Origin of the sequence: Xanthomonas hyacinthi (assembly GCF_009769165.1) — a bacterium.
GTDB lineage: Bacteria > Pseudomonadota > Gammaproteobacteria > Xanthomonadales > Xanthomonadaceae > Xanthomonas_A > Xanthomonas_A hyacinthi.
In genome coordinates this window covers 1,482,976-1,501,535 of sequence record NZ_CP043476.1, presented here as the reverse complement: position 1 = coordinate 1,501,535, position 18,560 = coordinate 1,482,976, and the positions used below count along the sequence as shown (strand labels likewise).

General features: G+C 69.0%; 15 protein-coding genes. 10 read left to right on the top strand and 5 right to left on the bottom strand.

Features of this window, described 5'->3' with window-relative positions:
• Positions 1 to 296: 296 nt before the first annotated feature.
• On the bottom strand, positions 297 to 593 hold the full coding sequence (gene tnpA, locus FZ025_RS06785; protein ID WP_046979959.1) for an IS66 family insertion sequence element accessory protein TnpA: 297 nt from the start codon (positions 591 to 593) through the stop codon (positions 297 to 299).
• Between the two features lie 307 nt (positions 594 to 900).
• Between tnpA and FZ025_RS06780 the strand changes: the two genes are divergently transcribed.
• From FZ025_RS06780 to hglS, 8 genes are all read left to right on the top strand, one after another.
• Positions 901 to 1,572: a M15 family metallopeptidase gene (locus FZ025_RS06780; RefSeq protein ID WP_104558549.1), complete on the top strand. Its 672-nt coding sequence runs from the start codon at positions 901 to 903 to the stop codon at positions 1,570 to 1,572.
• A 31-nt stretch (positions 1,573 to 1,603) separates the two neighbouring features.
• Positions 1,604 to 1,801 carry a CPXCG motif-containing cysteine-rich protein gene (locus FZ025_RS06775; protein ID WP_046979958.1) on the top strand — a complete coding sequence of 66 codons (198 nt, stop codon included), beginning with the start codon at positions 1,604 to 1,606 and terminating at the stop codon, positions 1,799 to 1,801.
• A gap of 208 nt (positions 1,802 to 2,009) precedes the next feature.
• Entirely contained in the window at positions 2,010 to 2,399 is a 390-nt protein-coding gene (locus FZ025_RS06770) for a hypothetical protein (RefSeq protein WP_046979957.1), read from the top strand.
• 225 nt (positions 2,400 to 2,624) lie between these two features.
• A complete protein-coding gene (locus FZ025_RS06765) occupies positions 2,625 to 2,981 on the top strand; it encodes an EF-hand domain-containing protein (protein ID WP_046979956.1) in 357 nt (118 codons plus the stop codon).
• A gap of 353 nt (positions 2,982 to 3,334) precedes the next feature.
• On the top strand, positions 3,335 to 3,631 hold the full coding sequence (locus FZ025_RS06760; protein WP_104558550.1) for an EF-hand domain-containing protein: 297 nt from the start codon (positions 3,335 to 3,337) through the stop codon (positions 3,629 to 3,631).
• A 22-nt stretch (positions 3,632 to 3,653) separates the two neighbouring features.
• The gene (locus FZ025_RS06755; RefSeq protein ID WP_046979955.1) at positions 3,654 to 4,421 is read left to right on the top strand and encodes an HAD family hydrolase; all 768 of its coding nucleotides are present in this window, start codon (positions 3,654 to 3,656) and stop codon (positions 4,419 to 4,421) included.
• Between the two features lie 234 nt (positions 4,422 to 4,655).
• Complete coding sequence (locus tag FZ025_RS06750) at positions 4,656 to 5,198, top strand: hypothetical protein (RefSeq protein WP_046979954.1); 543 nt, start codon at positions 4,656 to 4,658, stop codon at positions 5,196 to 5,198.
• Between the two features lie 202 nt (positions 5,199 to 5,400).
• Positions 5,401 to 6,762 carry a 2-oxoadipate dioxygenase/decarboxylase HglS gene (gene hglS, locus FZ025_RS06745; protein ID WP_104558536.1) on the top strand — a complete coding sequence of 454 codons (1,362 nt, stop codon included), beginning with the start codon at positions 5,401 to 5,403 and terminating at the stop codon, positions 6,760 to 6,762.
• A 180-nt stretch (positions 6,763 to 6,942) separates the two neighbouring features.
• On the opposite strand, the gene FZ025_RS06740 is transcribed toward hglS, so the two are convergent.
• The 4 genes from FZ025_RS06740 to FZ025_RS06725 form a co-directional block, all read right to left on the bottom strand.
• On the bottom strand, positions 6,943 to 7,524 hold the full coding sequence (locus tag FZ025_RS06740) for a hypothetical protein (RefSeq protein ID WP_046979952.1): 582 nt from the start codon (positions 7,522 to 7,524) through the stop codon (positions 6,943 to 6,945).
• A gap of 435 nt (positions 7,525 to 7,959) precedes the next feature.
• Positions 7,960 to 11,091 (bottom strand): efflux RND transporter permease subunit, encoded by a 3,132-nt coding sequence (locus FZ025_RS06735; RefSeq protein WP_104558537.1) that lies wholly within the window; start codon positions 11,089 to 11,091, stop codon positions 7,960 to 7,962.
• Between the two features lie 148 nt (positions 11,092 to 11,239).
• Positions 11,240 to 14,482 carry an efflux RND transporter permease subunit gene (locus FZ025_RS06730; protein WP_104558538.1) on the bottom strand — a complete coding sequence of 1,081 codons (3,243 nt, stop codon included), beginning with the start codon at positions 14,480 to 14,482 and terminating at the stop codon, positions 11,240 to 11,242.
• A gap of 150 nt (positions 14,483 to 14,632) precedes the next feature.
• The gene (locus FZ025_RS06725) at positions 14,633 to 15,871 is read right to left on the bottom strand and encodes an efflux RND transporter periplasmic adaptor subunit (protein WP_046981356.1); all 1,239 of its coding nucleotides are present in this window, start codon (positions 15,869 to 15,871) and stop codon (positions 14,633 to 14,635) included.
• Between the two features lie 286 nt (positions 15,872 to 16,157).
• On the opposite strand from FZ025_RS06725, the gene FZ025_RS06720 reads away from it, so the two are divergent.
• Complete coding sequence (locus tag FZ025_RS06720) at positions 16,158 to 17,468, top strand: M20 family metallopeptidase (protein WP_046981355.1); 1,311 nt, start codon at positions 16,158 to 16,160, stop codon at positions 17,466 to 17,468.
• A gap of 198 nt (positions 17,469 to 17,666) precedes the next feature.
• Entirely contained in the window at positions 17,667 to 18,485 is an 819-nt protein-coding gene (queF, locus tag FZ025_RS06715) for an NADPH-dependent 7-cyano-7-deazaguanine reductase QueF (RefSeq protein ID WP_046981354.1), read from the top strand.
• The last annotated feature ends 75 nt before the right edge of the window (positions 18,486 to 18,560 follow it).

Below are 18,560 nucleotides of genomic sequence, written 5' to 3'. Positions count from 1 at the left end.
GTCGTGGTACTGGAATATATTGCAGCTCTGGTCCAGGTTAATTATTATTATTGCAAATTTTAAAGAATTTCCTGCGCTGGTAGTAGATTATTAGAAGATTAAATTCATAGCCATGGTGGCAACAAGTAAGCATAGGGAGGATTAATATGGCATCATCTGAATTGTCGTTGCATGCAGATAGAATTCCTCATGCCAGACGTCTATCTAGCCTGTCTCAGGAACGTTTGGCATCCAAGATTGAAGTCAATAGAAGCGCTGTTGCCCACTGGGAACGCCATGATGGATGGTTACCAGGCTCAGCATGCGCCCAGCAAACGCAGCAGGCCGGCCAGCCAAGCCGGATCGGCGGCTGCCACGTGCAGCACGATGCCGCCGGGCAGACCGATCTCCACACGCGCCTCCTGCACCGCCGGGGCGACCCGGATCGGCAGCACCACCGCCGACGCCGGCTGCACCGGCCCGATCAACTTGCCCCGCCAGTAGCCGAAGCTGGCCAAGGACACCCCATGCGCCCTGCAGTAAGCCGCTTGAGTGTCGCCGCTGGACTGCCATGCCTGCACATGCGCAGACCACTCCCGCTGCTTGTCTTGCATCGATCAACTCCGTCCAAAAAGGACCTCTCTCTCAGCGCCACGCGTGCAGCCAGTACAGGTGATGTCACCGGACGCTTACCGACGATTGTTGTCTGCTGACGAGTGTCCGCGTGCCAGCCGACGTCGACTGGCGCGCGTCCCTCCTGAATCCAACGGTGCCTGCAGTCCGCCCTGCACCGCGATGGCCTATGCTGCGCAAATGCCGCCTATCGCCTGCGCCGCTCCGCATTCCGTGCCGTGTCGCATGCGCCTGGCGCCGCCTGCGCAACGGGCCGTGTTCGCCTTGCTCGGCGCATGCGCCGTCGCCATGGCAAGCGGCGCGGCGAGTGCGGCGATCGCCCCGGTGCTGTCGCCGGCGACCACGCCTGCGCAAGCCGGACTGGTGGACGTGCACGAGGTCGCGCCGGAGATCGCGCTGGACATCCGCTACGCCGGCCACGACAACTTCACCGGCCGCCCGGTGCCCGGCTACGAGGCGCCGAAGTGCTATTTGCTGGCCCCGGTCGCGCAGGCGCTGGCGCGCGTGCAGCACGCGCTGCGCGCCGAGGGTTACCGCCTGCAGGTATTCGACTGCTACCGGCCGCAGCGCTCGGTACGCGCCTTCGTCGCCTGGGCAGGCGATCTCAACGACCAGACTGCCAAGGCGCGCTACTACCCGCACCTGGACAAGCGCGTGCTGCTCGGCGACTACATCGCCGAGACCTCCGGCCACAGCCGCGGCGCCACCGTCGACCTGGGCCTGCTCGACTGCCGCAGTGGCCATTGCACGCCGCTGGACATGGGCACCGGCTTCGACTTCTTCGACCCGGCTGCGCATACCGATGCGCCAGGCATCGAGGCTGCCCAGCGCGCAAACCGCCAGCAGCTTTTGCGCGCGATGGCGGCGCAGGGCTTCGCCAACTATCCGCTGGAATGGTGGCACTACACCTTCCAGCCCGAACCCAGCCCCGGCACCGCTTACGACGTACCGGTACGCTAGGCTTTCCGTCTCGCATCGACAGGCGCAGATCATGAGCGGCATACACATTTTCACCGTCCTGCAGTGTCCATATTGCGGCGAATGGATCGACCTGGCGCTGGACCCGTCGGTCGAGGCGCAGCAGTACGTGGAGGATTGCCAGGTCTGCTGCCGACCAATGCGGGTAACGGTGGGCTGGGATGAGGACGGCGAACCGGTGGTGAGCGCCAGTGCCGAGAACGATGGCTAGCGCGTTTCGGCAGCTGGGCTGGCGGCGGCGAAACGTTTGTGGGAGAGATGCCAGGTGGCCGCGGGCCATCCATCGTCACAGGCGCTACCGATAGAACCTGCCGCGACCATGCACCCACACGCTGCCTGGATTGCAAAGCAAGGGTACGCACACGCGGCCAGCCGCACCCCCTAGACTGGCGCTCTCCTCGACCACAGGAAGCACCGCAATGAACCTGCCGCTGCACTTCGGCCTGCTGGGCTCGCTCGAAGCCGGGCTGATCGCGCTCGCGGTCGGGTTCCTGATCTATGCGCTGTGGCATCGCCTGTGCCGCTGGCTGCAGTGGTCGGAAGGCCATACGCTGGGCTGGTCGTGCCTGATCGCGGTCGCCGTGTCCGCCGGGATCGATTGCTGGAACCTGTTCTACACCGGCATCGTGCGCCTGGAATCGCCGTTGTACGCGCGCTTGGCGCTGGCCAGCATCCACGATCCGAACGAACTGGGCGCGCGGGTGGTGCTGGAAGTGGCCGGCGCGCTTGCTGGCGTGGCCGCCGGGTGGATCGCGTTCAGTTCGCGTTCAAGCGAAAACTCCGGCGGCGGCGACCGCGAAATCGGGTGAAACACACGCTTTTTTTCCAAGTTCCGAACACCTCGAACGAAGGCCTTACCGCATGCTCACCGGGTGCTAACCAGGGCGGTAGCGCGTGTTTTCGCTGTGGTGGTTAACCTGGCGTTGCGTGCGCTTTTTCGCAGGGGAATGGATTCAGCCTGGTACCGGCAGGGTGTGGCCATGCACCGGATTCGACCGGGCATGCCACAACCGAGAGAGCATAGGAGACCACCCATGAAGATTCGCAACCGCACCCCGCTGATCGGTACCGCCGCCATTCTCGCCGCCGCGCTGGCGTTGCCGGCCTTCGCCCAGGACGCGCAGAGCGATGCCGCGACCCAGGCGCAGTCGCCCACCAGTGCGACCGGCCAGCCTGCGCAGTCGAGCGCGTCGGGCGGCGGCCAGACCTGGGCGGATGTCGACACCGATGGCGATGGCGCCATCAGCAAGCAGGAGGCGCAGGTCAACGCAGGCCTCAGCCAGATCTTTGCGCAGGCCGATGCCGATCACAACGGCAAGTTGACGCCGGACGAATACAAGGCGTATGTGGCCAAGCAGCAGGGCGGTGCGGCCGGCAGCAACGGCCAGTAACGCAGCAGCAGGCCGATCGCGACAGCTGATGCGCGTGTGGACGAGCGCGCGTCGGCTCCTGAGCGGGACCGCCACAAAGCAGTCCCGCGCTGAATCGAATGCGATACGTGGGCAAGGAAGGGCGGCTTGGTGCCGCCCTTCTGCCACGTGCGCTTCACCAAAGAACACGACACGAGCACGGCCGCCGGCGACGGCGCACGGTGTAGGGTAGCGGTCCGCCGATCGACGAGGCTGCCATGGCCCTTTCCCGCCGCTCGCTATGCCTGTGCCTGGTGCCGCTGCTGACCGGTCTCGCCGCGTCGGGTCTGGCCGCCGCGCAGCAGGACCCGACTGCGCCCACATTGCCGCAGCCCATGCCGACGCCCGCGCCTACCCCGGCGCCGACGGCGCTGCCGCCGTTGCCTGCGCCGCCGGCATCGACCTTGCCGGTGCCGGCGGCGCCCGCCAGCGATGCCGGCGCCGCGGCAGGCGCGCGCAGCTTCGCCGCGTTGGACCTGGACCGCGACGGCCGTATCGGCCGCGCCGAAGCCGCGGCGGACCCGGTCCTGCGCGAAACCTTCGACACGTTCGATGCCGATGCCGACGGCGTGCTGTCGCGCCAGGAGTACGCGCATTACCAACCCGGCCCCGGGGACCCTGCAGCGCAATAAGCCGCGCTGCTATGCTTGCGCGATGCCTACGCCTACCGCTCTGCGCTCCTCCGCCATCGCTCTGGTCGGCTTCGACGGCGACGATACCTTGTGGAAAAGCGAGGACTACTACCGTGACGCCGAAGCCGCGTTCGAGGCCATCCTCGGCCAGTACCTGGACCTGCGCGACGCCGGCACGCTGCAGCATCTGCTGGCGGTGGAGCGGCGCAACCTGAAGGTGTTCGGTTACGGCGCCAAGGGCATGACCCTGTCGATGATCGAGGCGGCGATCGAACTGACCGAGGCACGCATTTCCGCGCGCGACCTGCAGCGCATCGTCGAGATCGGCCGCGCCACGCTGCAGCATCCGGTGGAGGTGATCGCCGGCGTGCGCGAGGCGGTGGCCGCGATCGCCGCTGAATTCGACGTGGTGCTGATCACCAAGGGCGACCTGTTCCACCAGGAGGCGAAGATCGCGCAGTCCGGGCTCGGCGCGCTGTTCCCGCGCATCGAGATCGTGTCGGAGAAGGATCCGCGGACCTACGCCAAGGTGCTGGCCGAATTCGGCATCGGCGCCGAGCGCTTCGTGATGATCGGCAATTCGCTGCGCTCGGACGTGGAGCCGGTGATCGCGCTCGGCGGCTGGGGTATCCACACGCCGTATGCCACCACCTGGGCGCACGAGGCCGAGCATGGCCTGTCCGCCGACGAACCGCGCCTGCGCGAGGTGGCCATGGCCGCGGACTGGCCGCAGGCGGTGGCCGAGCTGGACCGGCATGCGGCCACCCAAGGCCCGGTGCCGTCGGCGTAAGAGCTGTCGGCCTAGGACGGAAGGCGCCCGCACCTGGTGCGCTGTCGGCCAGGCACGCGGTGTTGCCCGCAGTGGCGCGCACGCGGCGGGCCGGGGTCTGCATCGGCATTGCGCCGTGCGTCGGCCGGCGCGTGCATCAAGGCGGTCGGCGGCGCCGCGCCGATCTTCGTGTGACATCAGCGGCCGCCGTCGGCCGCGCCTGACAGCGGTGCCGGCATCCGGCAGAATCGAGGCATGCCGACCCGCCTGCGCTGCGCCTGTCTGATCCTGCCGCTGGCGCTATGCCTGGCGGGCACGGCGGTGGCGCAGGATGCGCCTGCGCCGGGCGCCAGCGCAGAGGCTGCCGCGGCACCCGGCAGCGGCGATGCCTGGGTCGACCGCCAGCTGCTGGACATCGACCGCTACGCCGCGCGCTACCCGGACAGCTTCCTCGACGAAGTGGCGCGCTACGCGCAGCTGCCGCGCGGCTACGCCGAGGCATTGCTGCGCGAGCGCCGCTGGGCGCCGCGCGACGTCTATGCCGCCTGCTTCCTGGCCAAGGCGGCAGCGCTGCCGTACCGCGAGGTGGTGCGCGCGCGCGCGGCAGCCGGCGCGACCGCACGCTGGGCGGACGTGGCGAACGCGCTGCAGGTCGAGCCGGGTTCGCTCACCTACCGTGCGCTGCGCCACGCCATCGTCGCCAGCTACGACCACTGGGATCGCCCGATCGTGCTGGATGCGCTGTTGCGCCGCCAGCTCGGCGATCGCGCGCAGCGCGAGCAGGCGGCTGCGCAATAGGCGCGGCCGGTGCCGCGCCGGGCGCGCGGTCGGCGGTTCGCGGCTGATGGGGAGCCTCCGTTCACATGCCCGCATTGCCCAGCCACCCGGCGAGTTCCTGGCTGCGCTGCAACCGCGCGACTGGCCGCGCCGCCGCCGCGGCGCGAGAATAGGCGTTCTGCCGGACCTGGTGCCCGGCACTCCTGCCGCTCCGGATCCCCCGATGACCACTGCCTTCGTTTCGCCCGATGCCATCCGCAGCCTGTTCGCGCAGGCCATGTCCGACATGTACCGCACCGAGGTGCCGCTGTACGGCACGCTGATGGAGCTGGTGGCGCAGGTCAACGCGGCGACCCTGGCCGCCGCTCCGGCGCTGGACGCGCAGCTGCAGCGCAACGGCGAGTGCGCGCGGCTGGAGCAGGAGCGGCATGGCGCGATCCGCGTCGGCAGCGCCGAGGAACTGGCCACGCTGCGCCGGCTGTTCGCGGTGATGGGCATGCATCCGGTCGGCTACTACGACCTGTCGGTGGCCGGCGTGCCGGTGCATTCCACCGCGTTCCGCCCGCTCGACGCGGCGGCGCTGGCGCGCAATCCGTTCCGGGTGTTCACCTCGCTGCTGCGGCTGGAACTGATCGAAGACCCGGCGCTGCGCGCGCAGGCGGCGCAGATCCTCGCGCAGCGGCGCATCTTCACCGACGGCGCGCTGGCGCTGATCGAACGCGGCGAGCGCGACGGCGGCCTGGGCGAGGCCGACGCGCAGCGCTTCGTCGCCGAGGCGCTGGAGACCTTCCGCTGGCACGGCGACGCGACCGTGACGCTGCCGACCTACCGCGCGCTGAGCGAGGCGCACAAGCTGATCGCCGACGTGGTCAGTTTCCATGGCCCGCACATCAACCACCTGACCCCGCGCACGCTGGACATCGACGCGGCGCAGGCGCAGATGCTGCGCCGGGGCATCGACGCCAAGGCGGTGATCGAAGGCCCGCCGCCGCGGCGCTGCCCGATCCTGCTGCGCCAGACCAGCTTCAAGGCGCTGCAGGAAACGGTGCGCTTCCCGGCCGGCGTCGGCGCCGCCGAGGCCGGCACCCACACCGCGCGCTTCGGCGAGATCGAGCAGCGCGGCCTGGCCCTGACCGCGAAGGGCCGCGCGCTGTACGACGCACTGCTGGAGCGCGCACGTGCCGCCGACGGCAGCGCCGGCGGCGACTACGCGGCGCGCCTGCAGGCCGCCTTCGCCGAGTTCCCCGACGACTACGCCACGCTGCGCCGCGAAGGCCTGGGCTATTTCCGCTACGCATTGACCGATGCCGGCCGCGCGGCCGGCACCGCGGCCTTGGCCGGCAGGCCCACCGAGTCGCTGATCGCCGACGGCCTGGCCAGCGCCGACCCGATCGTCTACGAGGACTTCCTGCCGGTCAGCGCCGCGGGCATCTTCCAGTCCAACCTCGGTGGCGGCGAACAACGCGCCTACGCCGCGCACGCCAACCGCGCCGCGTTCGAGCAGGCGCTGGGGGCGGCGGTGCACGACGAATTCGCACTCTATGCCGGCATCGAGCGCGCCTCGCTGCAGGCACTGCAGGGTTGAGCCGTCACACGCCCCGCTCCGATCGGGAGAGGGGCGCGAGGGGACGGGCGCGGATTGGCGGACTCGCCGGCCCTCTGCTCCCGCCGGGAGAAGGGGCGCAGCTTCGGTGGCGTAGCGTCGGAGCGTTGATCGCCTTGACGCCGACCGGGATCGGAAACAGATCGCCGGTCGGCAGCAGGATTATTGAAATGGCATGGCAGACGGATTTTCCTTTGCCAGCGCTATCAGTGTATTGACCAAAGTCCTGGCGTCGTTTGCCTTGCTGGCAACTTCAGCGACCTTCGGATGCACGCGCTCGCCATTAGCGAGGTTTTTAAGCGCTTTATTGATCTGTACCATTACTGCATTATTCACCTCTACGGAACAATCAGTATCAAGGCCCGTCACCATGCTCGAGGCTTCAGTCAGGACGTCCAGGTCGACGCCAGCGGCTCCTCCGCTTGACCCCTGCACTCCGGCGCGAGCGAGCTGTGCTTGTGGCCTGGTCTGCGCTGCCGGCTGAGTGATCCCGGGATGTTGGGTGGAGGAACGGTTGATACGACGCTGAAGCTGGTTCAGACGGCGCTGAAAGTCGTCCGCCCCGTATGTGTTAGCACCGGCCAGGCGGCCACGCATCTGCGTTAGCAGATCTGCTGCATCAGGTACATGATAGATGAGCCCGTGATTGCTAAGAACTTGGCGTGACAGCAGCTCAGCCTGCGGGATCAGGTTTCTCTCGATATGCTGAATCAGCATCTGCTGCTCCACGGAGTTCGTTTGCATCGCTCGTCTTGCCGGCGCAGGCGACCGCACTGGGCGATTAGCTAGTCCGTGCAGAGGCGATTGCCCCGGTGTGGGGACGGGCGTTGCTTGCGCTTGTCGGGGCGGGGTCGCGTACGCGCGATCATCGTAGGCTGCGGGCGCATCACCGTGTCTGATGCCGCTTGCACATAGATTGCCGATCGTTCTTTCCTTTATGGCCGAGTGTAGGCGCCAGTAGACCATTACGCTGTTCCGGGAGGCGTGCGATGACGGAATAAACGATTCCGGGTCCGAAGCGGCTTGGACTTAATTTGCAAGTGCAACACGCCCGATGCCGCGATCGAACCCTGGCGGCGCGAGGGCAACGCGGAACGACCGAAGAAGCGCTTGAACGGACCGACGCCTGCGGCCGCTGCAAAGCGACCGGCTGCACCGCAGGTTTCAGTTCGCGCTAGCTCATCGCAGGTGCATCCGGCCGGCACCTGGCGCCGTGCTGCGCGGTGCCCGCCGGCGTGCCCGCCGCGCGCGCCAGCGCTCGCGCAGGCACGAGAAGATCACGTACAGCGCCGGGGTGCTGAGCAGGGTCAGGCTCTGCGAGATCAGCAGCCCACCGATCATCGCGATGCCCAGCGGGCGGCGCAGCTCCGAGCCTTCGCCCAACCCCACCGCCAGCGGCACCGCCGCCAGGATCGCCACCATCGTGGTCATCATGATCGGGCGGAAGCGCACCACGCAGGCTTCGCGCACCGCCTCCAGCGGCGACTTGCCGTGCTGGCGCTCGGCGACCAGCGCGAAGTCGATCATCATGATCGCGTTCTTCTTGACGATGCCGATCAGCAGCACCAGCGCGATCATCGAGATCACCGACAGCTCGGTGTTGGTGACCCACAGCGCCAGCAGCGCGCCCATGCCCGCGGCCGGCAGCGTGGACAGGATCGTCACCGGGTGCACCAGGCTCTCGTACAGCATGCCCAGCACGATGTAGACCACCACGATCGCCGCCAGCACCAGGATCAGCATCGAGTTCGGCTGCAGCGCCACGCCGAAGCCGCCGCCGTCGGCGATGCGGATGTCGCCGGGCATGCGCAGGCCGGCGACGGTGGCGGCGATGATCGCGTCGCCTTCGCCGGTGCTCACCCCGGGCGCCAGGTTGTAGCTCAGGTCCATCGTCGTGTACTGGTTCTGATGGGTGATCTGCGGCGGCGCCAGGCCCGGCACCTGGTGCGCCACCGCGGTCAGCGGCACCATCGCGCCGCTGCGCGTGGGCACGTAGATCCGGTCCAGCGCCGCCGGCGTGGCGGTCTGCTCGGGCAGCGCGTTGACCACCACGCTGTACTGGTTGAGGTCCGAATAGATCGTGGAGATCTGGCGCTGGCCGAACGCACCGTACAGCGCCCCGTCGATCGCGCCGATCGACACGCCCAGGCGCGCGGCCTGGGCGCGATCGATGACGATGTTCTGGCGCAGGCCGGCGGTGTCCACGTCGGTGCCGACGTCGCGCAGCTTCGGGTTCTGTTTCAGCGCCGCCTGCAGCTTGGGCAGCCATTCCTGCAGGCTCGCGTTGTCGTTGCCCTGCAGCGAGACGCGGTACTGCGCGCCCTGGCTGGTGCCGCCGCCGCCGTCGCTGGGCAGATCCTGGATCGCGCGCAGGCGCAGTTGCAGGTCCGGGTAGCGGTCGGCCTTGGCGCTGAGCCGGGTCAGCACTTCCGCGGTGGTCTCGGTGCGGCCCTCGTCGCGGCGCTTGAGCTCGATGTTGAAGCTGGCGCTGGAGCCCTGGCGGCTGCTGCCCAGGCGCGCGCCGACGATCTTCACCGCCGGATCGGCCATCAGCATGTCGGTGATGCGGCGCTGGCGCTTGACCATGTCGGCGAAGGACACGGTGGCGCTGGAACTGGCGCGGCCCCAGATCAGGCCGGTGTCCTGCGCCGGGAACGAGCCCTTCTTCACCGCGCCGGCCAGGAACACGGTGGCGGCGATCAGCAGCAGCGGGGTCAGCGCCAGCAGCAGCGCGTGGCGCAACGAGAAATCCAGCGCCACGGTGTACACGCGCAGCATGCCGGCGTGCACGCGCTCCAGCCATGCGCCGAAACGGCTGGGCCGCTCCGGTTCGGCATGCGCGGACAGGAAGCGGCTGCACAGCGCCGGGGTCAGGGTCAGCGAGACCACCGCCGAGACGCAGATCGCCGCGACCAGGGTCACGGTGAACTCGCGGAAGAACGCGCCGATCATGCCGCTGGCGAACAGGATCGGGATGAACACCGCCACCAGCGAGGCGGTGATCGAGACGATGGTGAAGCCGATCTCGCGTGCGCCGGCCAGCGCCGCGTCCAGCCGCGACATGCCTTCGTCGAGGTGGCGCATGATGTTCTCGATCACCACGATCGCATCGTCCACGACGAAGCCGATCGCGATCACCAGCGCCAGCAGGCTCAGGTTGTTCAGGGTGAAGCCCATGACGTACATCGCCAGCGCCGCGCCGGCCAGCGACAGCGGCACGGTGGCCGCGGCGATCAGCGTCGGCGCCAGCCGGCGCAGGAACAGCGCCATGGTCAGCACCACCATCGCCAGGCTGATCAGCAGCGTGGCCTGGACCTCGTTCAACGAGGCGCGGATGGTCGGCGTGCGGTCGAAGTAGGCGGACATCCTGGTGCCCGGCTGCAGGTAGCCGCGCAGCATCGGGATCTGCGCCTTGACCCGGTCCACCGTCTCCACGATGTTGGCGCCGGCGCGGGTGAACACATACATCACCACCGCCGGTTTGCCGCCGAACCAGGCCGCCTGGTAGGCGTCCTGCTGGCCGTCGTAGACGTTGGCGATGTCGCGCAGGCGCACGGTGCGGCCGTCCTGCTGCGAGATCACCACCTGGCCGAAGTCGGCGGCCTTGGCCACCGAATCGTTGGCCACGATCGCGGTGGTGGAGCTGCCGTCGCTGAGGAAGCCGGTGGGCGAGGTCACGTTGGCCGCGCGCACCGCATTGCGCAGGTCGTCCGGGGTCAGCCCCATCGCGTTGAGCGCGCGCAGGTTCACGTCCACCCGCACCGCCGGGGTGGAGGCGCCGCCGATGTCGACCGAGGCCACGCCGCTGATCTGGCGCAAGCGCTGCGCCAGCAGCGAGTCGGCGACGTTGTACAGCGCGTCGGCCGATTGGGTGTCGGAGGTCAGCGCGATGGCGATGACCGGATCGTCGTTGGGATTGGCCTTCTGGTAGCGCGGCGTGGACAGGCCCGAGGGCAGGTCCGCCTGCGCGGAATTGATCGCGGTCTGCACGTCCTGCGCCGCCGAATCGATGTTGCGGTCGCTCTGGAACATCATGAACACCTGGCTGTTCCCCTCCGAACTGGAGGAACGCATGGTGTCGATGCCGGGGATCTGGCCCAGGTGCCGCTCCAGCGGCGCGGTGACCGTGGACGCCATCGTCGAGGCATCGGCGCCGGCCTGGCTGGCCTGCACGAAGATCACCGGGATCGAGATGTTCGGCAGCGCCGCCACGCCCAGGCGCAGGTAGCACATCATGCCGATCGCGAACAGGCCGATGGCCAGCAGCGTGGTGCCGATCGGGCGGCGGATGAAGGGGCCGGAGAGGTTCATTTTGCCGGGACTCGGGAATCGGGAATGGGGAATCGGAAAGCGGGGCACCCCTGCGCTTGTTGCTCGCGCACGCCATGGCGCGTTCTCGGAAACCTTAAGCCGCACTCGCCCCGCGATTCCCCATTCCCCATTCCCCATTCCCAGCCCCTCACGCCGGCCGCTCCGCCGCCGCCACTGCCGCCTCGCGCTGCGCCGCGCGGCGCTCGCGGTAGGCGCGCAGGCGCTCGGAGAAGCGCTCCATGTACAGGTAGATCACCGGCGTGGTGTACAGGGTGACCAGCTGCGACAGCAGCAGGCCGCCGACGATGGCGATGCCCAGCGGCCGGCGCAGTTCCGAGCCGATGCCGTCGCCCAGCGCCAGCGGCAGCGCGCCGAGCATCGCCGCGGCGGTGGTCATCATGATCGGGCGGAAGCGTAGCAGGCAGGCACGGCGGATCGCATCGTGCGCGTTGGCGCCCTCGCGGCGCGCGTCGATCGCGAAGTCGATCATCATGATCGCGTTCTTCTTGACGATGCCGATCAGCAGCACGATGCCGACGATGCCGTCCACCGACAGGCTCAGCCCGCACAGCATCAACGCCAGCAGCGCGCCGACGCCGGCCGGCGGCAGCGTGGAGATGATCGTCAGCGGATGGATGTAGCTCTCGTAGAGCACGCCGAGCACGATGTAGATCAACACCACCGAGGCCAGCAGCAGCCACACGATGTCGGTCTGGCTGCCGGTGTATTCGGCGGCCTTGCCGATGAATTCGGCATGCAGCTGCGGCGGCAGTTGCAGCTGCTCGTTGGTCTGCTCGATCGCCGCCACCGCCTGCGACAGCGAGTAGCCAGGCGCCAGGTTGAACGACACCGTCACCGCCGGTAGCTGCTGCTGGTGGCTGACCACCAGCGGCGTGGTGGTGACCCTGGCCGCGGCCAGCGCGGCCAGCGGCACGGTGCCGCCGCTGCCGACGGCGATGCCGGTGTTCTGGTTGCCGATGCCGGTGGCGGTGGACGAGTTGCTGGAGGTGGTCTGGCCGAAGCTGGTGGCGTTGCTGGCGGTCAGCGCGCCGCTGCCGTTGCTGGCCACCGCCAGCTGCTGCAGCAGCGCGGTGCTGTTGCGGAACTGCGGCGCCACTTCCAGCACCACGCGGTACTGGTTGAGCTGGGTGAAGATGGTGGAGATCTGGCGCTGGCCGAAGGCGTCGTACAAGGTGTCGTCGACGGTCTGCATCGGCACGCCCAGCGCGCTGGCCTTGTCGCGGTCGACGGTCAGTTCCAGCGCGCGGCCCTGGTTGGCCAGGTTGTTGTCCACGTCGGCCAGTTCCGGGCGCTTGCGCAGCGCTTCGGTCAGGCGCGCGCCCTGGGTCGCCAGCTCGGCGCTGTCCACGTCCGACAGCGAGTACTGGTATTCGGTCGCGGCCACGCGCGTGTCCAGGGTCACGTCCTGCACCGGCTTCAGGGACAACGCCACGCCCGGCAGCCCGGCCACCGCCTTCTGCAGCCGCGGCAGCACGGCGTCCAGGCCGTCGCGGTCGGTGCGGGTCTTCAGCACGATGCTCAGCTGGCCCTGGTTGAGGGTGGGATTCATCGAGCCGGCGCCGATGAAGGCGGCCACCCCGGTCACCGCCGGGTCCTTGCGCAGCGCCGCGGCCACCGCTTCGGTGCGCTGCTGCATCTGCGGGAACGCCACGTTCTGGTCGGCCTGGACCACGCCGGTGATCAGCCCGGTGTCCTGCTCGGGCAGCAGGCCCTTGGGGATCACCACGTACAGCACCACGGTCAGCACCATCGTCGCCAGCGCGATCGCCAGGGTCAGCGGCTGGTGCCCGAGCACCCAGTCCAGGGTGCGCTCGTACAGCGCCACGGTGCGCGTCCACACGGTGGTCTTGCCGGCCGCGGCCGCGCGCTCGTGCGCGTCCTCGCCTTCGGGCAGCGCGTCGGGCTTGAGCAGGTAGGCGCACATCATCGGCGTCAGCGTCAGCGACACCAGCATCGAGATCACCACCGCGATCGACAGCACCCAGGCGAACTCGTGGAACAGGCGGCCGGTGACGCCGGGCATCAGGATCAGCGGCAGGAACACCGCCACCAGCGACACGGTCAGCGACAGCACGGTGAAGCCGATCTGCTTGGCGCCGATCTCCGCCGCCTCGCGCCCGCTCTTGCCCTGCTCGATGTAGCGCACGATGTTCTCGATCATCACGATCGCATCGTCGACCACGAAGCCGGTGGCCACCACCAGCGCCATCAGCGACAGGTTGTCCAGCGACATGCCGGCGAAGGCCATCACCGCGAAGGTGCCGGCCAGCGACAGCGGCACCGCCACCGAGGGGATGATCGTGGCCCACAGCCGGCGCAGGAACACGAAGATCACCGCCACCACCAGGACGATGGTCAGGATCAGGGTGAACTTGACCTCGTGCACCGAGGCGCGGATGGTCTCGGTGCGGTCGGAGAACACGTCCAGGCGCACGCCGCTGGGCAGCACCGCCTGCAGCTGCGGCAGGATCGCGCGGATCTGCTCCACCGTCTGCACGATGTTGGCGCCGGGCTGGCGGCGGATCTCCAGCAGCACCGCAGGCTTGCCGTCGGCCCAGGCGGCGAGCTGGTCGTTCTCCACCCCGTCCACCACCTGCGCCACGTCCGACAGCCGCACCGGCGCGCCGTTCTTGTAGCTGATGATGGTGTCGCGGTAGTCGGCGGCGCTGGACAGCTGGTCGTTGGTGCCGATGCTGTAGGACTGGGTCTTGCCGTTGAGCGAGCCCTTCGGTGCGTTGACGTTGGTCTCGGTCAGCGCGCTGCGCAGCGCCTCCATGGTCAGGCCCATGTTCGACAGCTGCGCCGGGTTGACCTGGATGCGCACGGCCGGGCGCACGTTGCCGGCGATCGACACCAGGCCCACCCCGGGCACCTGCGACAGGCGCTGCGCCAGGATCGAGTCGGCGTAGTTGTTGACCTCGCGCAGCGGCAGCGTCTCGGAGCTGAGCTTGAGAGTGAGGATCGCCGCATCGGCCGGGTTCACCCGGTTGTAGACCGGCTGGTAGGGCAGCGACGAGGGCAGGGTGGACTGGCGGATCGCCGCCTGCACGTCCTGCGCGGCGATGTCGATGTCGCGGTCCATCGCGAACTGCAGGATGATCGTGGACAGGCCCGCCGACGAGTCGGAGGTCATCATCTGCAGCCCGGAGATCTGCCCCAGCTGCCGCTCCAGCGGCGTGGTCACCAGCGAGGCCATGGTGCTGGCGTTGGCGCCGGGATACTGGGTGGTCACCACCAGGCTGGGCGCGTCGATCTCCGGCAGCGCCGACACCGGCAGCTGCCGGTAGCCGAGGATGCCGAGCAGCAGCACGCCTGCCATCAGCAAGGTGGTGGCGATCGGGCGGCGGATGAAGATCGTCGAAAAGCCCACAGGGGTGTCCTTGCTCGGAAGTCGGGATGGAGCGGATCGATCTGCAGCGGCGCCGATGGCGCGCGCGGTGCCTGGGGGCGTGCGGCGTTCGGCCCTTGGCCGTGCGCGCTCGCGCGGCCGGACGCAGGGCGCCGGGCCGCGCGCCGGGCCTCAGCGCGGTCCGCCGCCGCGACGGCCGCCGCCGCCGTCCTTGCGCTGCTGCTTGCTTTCCGCCGCCTTCAATTCGGCCTCGGTCGGCTGCGGCGGCGCTTCGCCCGGCTGCAGCGGGGTGACCTTGGCGCCGGGCTTGAGCCGGAACTGGCCTTCGGTGACCACCCGCTCGCCGGCCTTCAGGCCCTGCTCCAGCTGCGCCTGACTATCGCCCACTTCCACGCCCTGCTTGACCGTCCGCATCTTGACCGTGTTGTCGCCCTGCACCACGTACACGTAATCGCCGTCGGGGCCGCGCTGCACCGCCTGGGCCGGCACCACCACGCCGCTGGCCAGCGTGCGCAGGGTCAGCCGCACGTTGACGAACTGGCCCGGCCACAGCGCGTTGCCGGGATTGGGGAACTCGGCGCGGACCTTGAAGGTGCCGGTGTCGCTGCTGATCTGGTTGTCGATCACGTCGACCCGGCCGTCGCCGGCGATCACGTGCGCGTCGGTGCGGTCCAGCGCCGCCACCGTCAGCGGTCCGGCCGCCTGCGCCTCGCGCAGGCCCTGCAGTTCGCGTTCGGCCAGGTTGAAGATCACGTAGATCGGATGGATCCGGGTGATGGTGACGATGCTGCTGCTGGTGCTGACGATGTTGCCCGCGTCCACACCGCGGAGGCCGGTGATGCCGTCGATCGGGGCGAGGATGCGGGTGTACTGCAGCTGCACCTGCGCCGCGCGCATCGATGCGTCGTTGGCGGCGACCGCGGCCTCGTACTGCGCCACCTGGTTGCGCTGCGTGTCCAGGTCGGTCTTGGCCACGTACTGGCGGTAGGCCGGCGAATCGGAGCGCTGGAAGGTGGAGCGGGCGGTGGCCAGCAATGCCTGGTTCTGGCGCTTGCTCGCCGCCGCCTCGTCGTAGCTGGCCTGCAGCGAGCGCGGGTCGATCTGCGCCAGCACCTCGCCCTTCTTCACTTCCTGGCCTTCGCGGAAGTTCAGGCGCATCAGCTGGCCGCCGACCTGCGGGTTGACCGTGACCGTGGCCAGCGCGGTCACCGTGCCGGTGGAGGTGGCGTAGATCGGCACCGACTGGCTGCTGGCGGCGACCACGGTGACCGGGATCGGCGTGCCGTCGTCGGGATCGCCATCCGTCCCCGCGCCGCCGTGGCCACTGCCGCTGCGCAGGAAGCGCGCGCCCACCAGCACCACCACCACCGCTGCAACGATCAGCAACGCAATCTTCCAGAAACGCGACATCCGGGGGAACTCCTGTGGCGAGGCGGGGTCGTGGACCCTCCCGCAGTGGCTGATGCGACAAGCGGTGAAGCATATCGCCAGCGCGTTGCGATTGGACCATGACTGAAGGGAGGGGGGACATGCGCCTGCGGCCATTGGCGCTGGTAGCGGCAACGCACCGGCGCCGGATCGGTTGACACGGATTCCTAAGGGTTTTTTTGCCGCGGCGGAGCGCTGATCGATGCCGGCCCGCCGCGAATGCAATACATTGACTGAACGCCATGCAAAACCCGATCGGAGATTCCCCATGCCGCGCCTGTCCCGTCTGCTGTCCGCGATGCTGCTCGCCGTCCCCGCGCTGGCCTGCGCCCAGTCCGCCGAACGCCCGGAAGTGGCGGCCGCGGCGTCCAGGCTGCAGCCCAAGGTGGCCGAGTGGCGGCGCGACTTCCACCAGCACCCGGAGCTGTCCAACCGCGAGCAGCGCACCGCGGCCAAGGTCGCCGAGCGGCTGCGCGCGCTGGGCCTGAAGCCGCAGACCGGGATCGCCCACCACGGCGTGGTGGCGATCATCAAGGGCGCGCTGCCGGGGCCGAAGATCGCCCTGCGCGCGGACATGGACGCGCTGCCGGTGACCGAGCAGACCGGCCTGGCGTTCGCCTCCAAGGCCACCGGCGAGTACCGCGGCGAGACCGTCGGGGTCATGCACGCCTGCGGCCACGACGCCCACACCAGCATCCTGCTGGGCGTGGCCGAAGCGCTGGTGGCGATGCGCGCGCAGCTGCCGGGCGAGGTGATGCTGGTGTTCCAGCCCGCCGAGGAGGGCGCGCCGGGCAACGAGGAGGGCGGCGCTTCGCTGATGCTGAAGGAAGGCCTGTTCCGCGACTTCAAGCCCGACGCGATGTTCGGCCTGCACGTGTTCTCCAGCGTGCAGGCGGGCAAGATCGCGGTGCGCGGCGGCCCGCTGATGGCCGCCTCGGACCGCTTCAGCATCAAGGTGATCGGCCGCCAGACCCACGGCTCGGCGCCGTGGAACGGGATCGACCCGATCGTGGCCAGCGCCGACCTGATCGGCGCGGCGCAGACCGTGGTCAGCCGCCGCGCCAACATTTCCAGGCAGCCGGCGGTGCTCAGCTTCGGCGCGATCAAGGGCGGCATCCGCTACAACATCATTCCCGACGACGTGGAGATGGTCGGCACCATCCGCACCTTCGACGAAGGCATGCGCCAGCAGATCTTCGCCGACCTGAAGACCGTCGCCGAGCACACCGCCGCCGCGCACGGCGCCAGGGCCGAGGCGCACGTGCCCGACCAGGACGGCAACCCGGCCACGGTCAACGATCCGGCGCTGACCGCGAAGATGCTGCCCAGCCTGCAGGCGGTGGTCGGCGCCGACAACGTCTACGAGCCGCCGCTGCAGATGGGCGCGGAAGATTTCTCGTTCTACGCGCAGCAGGTGCCGTCGATGTTCTTCTTCGTCGGCGCCACCGGCCCCGGCATCGATCCGGCGACCGCGCCGAGCAACCACTCGCCGCAGTTCCTGCTGGACGAATCGGCGCTGGACGTGGGCCTGCGCGCGCTGCTGCAGGTGTCGCTGGACTATCTGGGTATGAAGCGGTGATTCGGGAGTCGGGATTGGGGATTCGTAAAAGCAGTTGTCCGGGGCGGAGATAGCGCCGCACTCCCTCGCACTTCTGGATCCGGATGGATTGGCCAAGGCGCACCTCGCGCGGTGCGCTTTTGCCAATCCCGACTCCCGACTCCCCAATCCCCGCCCCATACACCTGCCAGCCAGACCGCGCCCGCTAGACTGGCGCGCATGAACACCCCCCAGGATTCCAGTCTCGGCCGCGAGGTCGCCTATCCCTCGCAGTACGATCCCGCGCTGCTGTTCCCGATCCCCCGCGCCGGCGGCCGTGCCGAGATCGGCCTGGACGCCGCGCCGCTGCCGTTCTTCGGTCTCGACCGCTGGCATGCCTACGAACTGAGCTGGCTGGACGCGCACGGCAAGCCCTGCGTGGCCACCGCCACCTTGCAGGTGCCGTGCACCTCGCCGCAGCTGATCGAATCCAAGTCGCTCAAGCTCTACCTCAACGCGCTCAACGCGATGCGTTTCAACAGCGCCGAAGCGGTGCGCGCCTGCATCGTCACCGACCTGTCGGCGCGCGCCGGCGCCGACGTGACCATGGAGTTCGGCCTGCCGCCGGTCGATCCGCTGGGCGAAGGCGACTCGCTGGATGCGCTGGACATCGCCATCGACTGCTACGGCCCGCCGCGTCCGCAGTTCCTGCTCGCCGCGGCCGACGACATCGTCGAGGAGACGCTGAGCAGCGCACTGCTCAAGTCCAACTGCCCGGTCACCGGTCAGCCCGACTGGGCCACGCTGTGCGTGCGCTACCGCGGCGGCCGCATCGACCGCGAAGGCCTGCTGCGCTACCTGATCAGCTTCCGCGAGCACGCCGGCTTCCACGAACAGTGCGTGGAGCAGGTCTTCCACGACCTGCTGACCCGCTGCCGCCCGCAGTCCTTGCAGGTCGAGGCGCGCTACACCCGCCGCGGCGGCCTGGATATCAATCCCTGGCGCGCCACGCCCGACGTGGCCGAGCCGATCGCCTTCCACCGCGATCCGCGTCAGTAGCGCGCCGGCTGAATCGGATCGGCGCCGTTCACGGCTGCGCGATCCGCTGTTAACACATCCTGTGCAACCGTGGCC

Coding starts and splice junctions, on each gene's coding strand:
- tnpA (WP_046979959.1), bottom strand. CDS start 593: ATGCAAGACAAGCAGCGGGAGTGGTCTGCGCATGTGCAGGCATGGCAG.
- FZ025_RS06780 (WP_104558549.1), top strand. CDS start 901: ATGGCAAGCGGCGCGGCGAGTGCGGCGATCGCCCCGGTGCTGTCGCCG.
- FZ025_RS06775 (WP_046979958.1), top strand. CDS start 1,604: ATGAGCGGCATACACATTTTCACCGTCCTGCAGTGTCCATATTGCGGC.
- FZ025_RS06770 (WP_046979957.1), top strand. CDS start 2,010: ATGAACCTGCCGCTGCACTTCGGCCTGCTGGGCTCGCTCGAAGCCGGG.
- FZ025_RS06765 (WP_046979956.1), top strand. CDS start 2,625: ATGAAGATTCGCAACCGCACCCCGCTGATCGGTACCGCCGCCATTCTC.
- FZ025_RS06760 (WP_104558550.1), top strand. CDS start 3,335: ATGCCGACGCCCGCGCCTACCCCGGCGCCGACGGCGCTGCCGCCGTTG.
- FZ025_RS06755 (WP_046979955.1), top strand. CDS start 3,654: ATGCCTACGCCTACCGCTCTGCGCTCCTCCGCCATCGCTCTGGTCGGC.
- FZ025_RS06750 (WP_046979954.1), top strand. CDS start 4,656: ATGCCGACCCGCCTGCGCTGCGCCTGTCTGATCCTGCCGCTGGCGCTA.
- hglS (WP_104558536.1), top strand. CDS start 5,401: ATGACCACTGCCTTCGTTTCGCCCGATGCCATCCGCAGCCTGTTCGCG.
- FZ025_RS06740 (WP_046979952.1), bottom strand. CDS start 7,524: ATGCAAACGAACTCCGTGGAGCAGCAGATGCTGATTCAGCATATCGAG.
- FZ025_RS06735 (WP_104558537.1), bottom strand. CDS start 11,091: ATGAACCTCTCCGGCCCCTTCATCCGCCGCCCGATCGGCACCACGCTG.
- FZ025_RS06725 (WP_046981356.1), bottom strand. CDS start 15,871: ATGTCGCGTTTCTGGAAGATTGCGTTGCTGATCGTTGCAGCGGTGGTG.
- FZ025_RS06720 (WP_046981355.1), top strand. CDS start 16,158: ATGCCGCGCCTGTCCCGTCTGCTGTCCGCGATGCTGCTCGCCGTCCCC.
- queF (WP_046981354.1), top strand. CDS start 17,667: ATGAACACCCCCCAGGATTCCAGTCTCGGCCGCGAGGTCGCCTATCCC.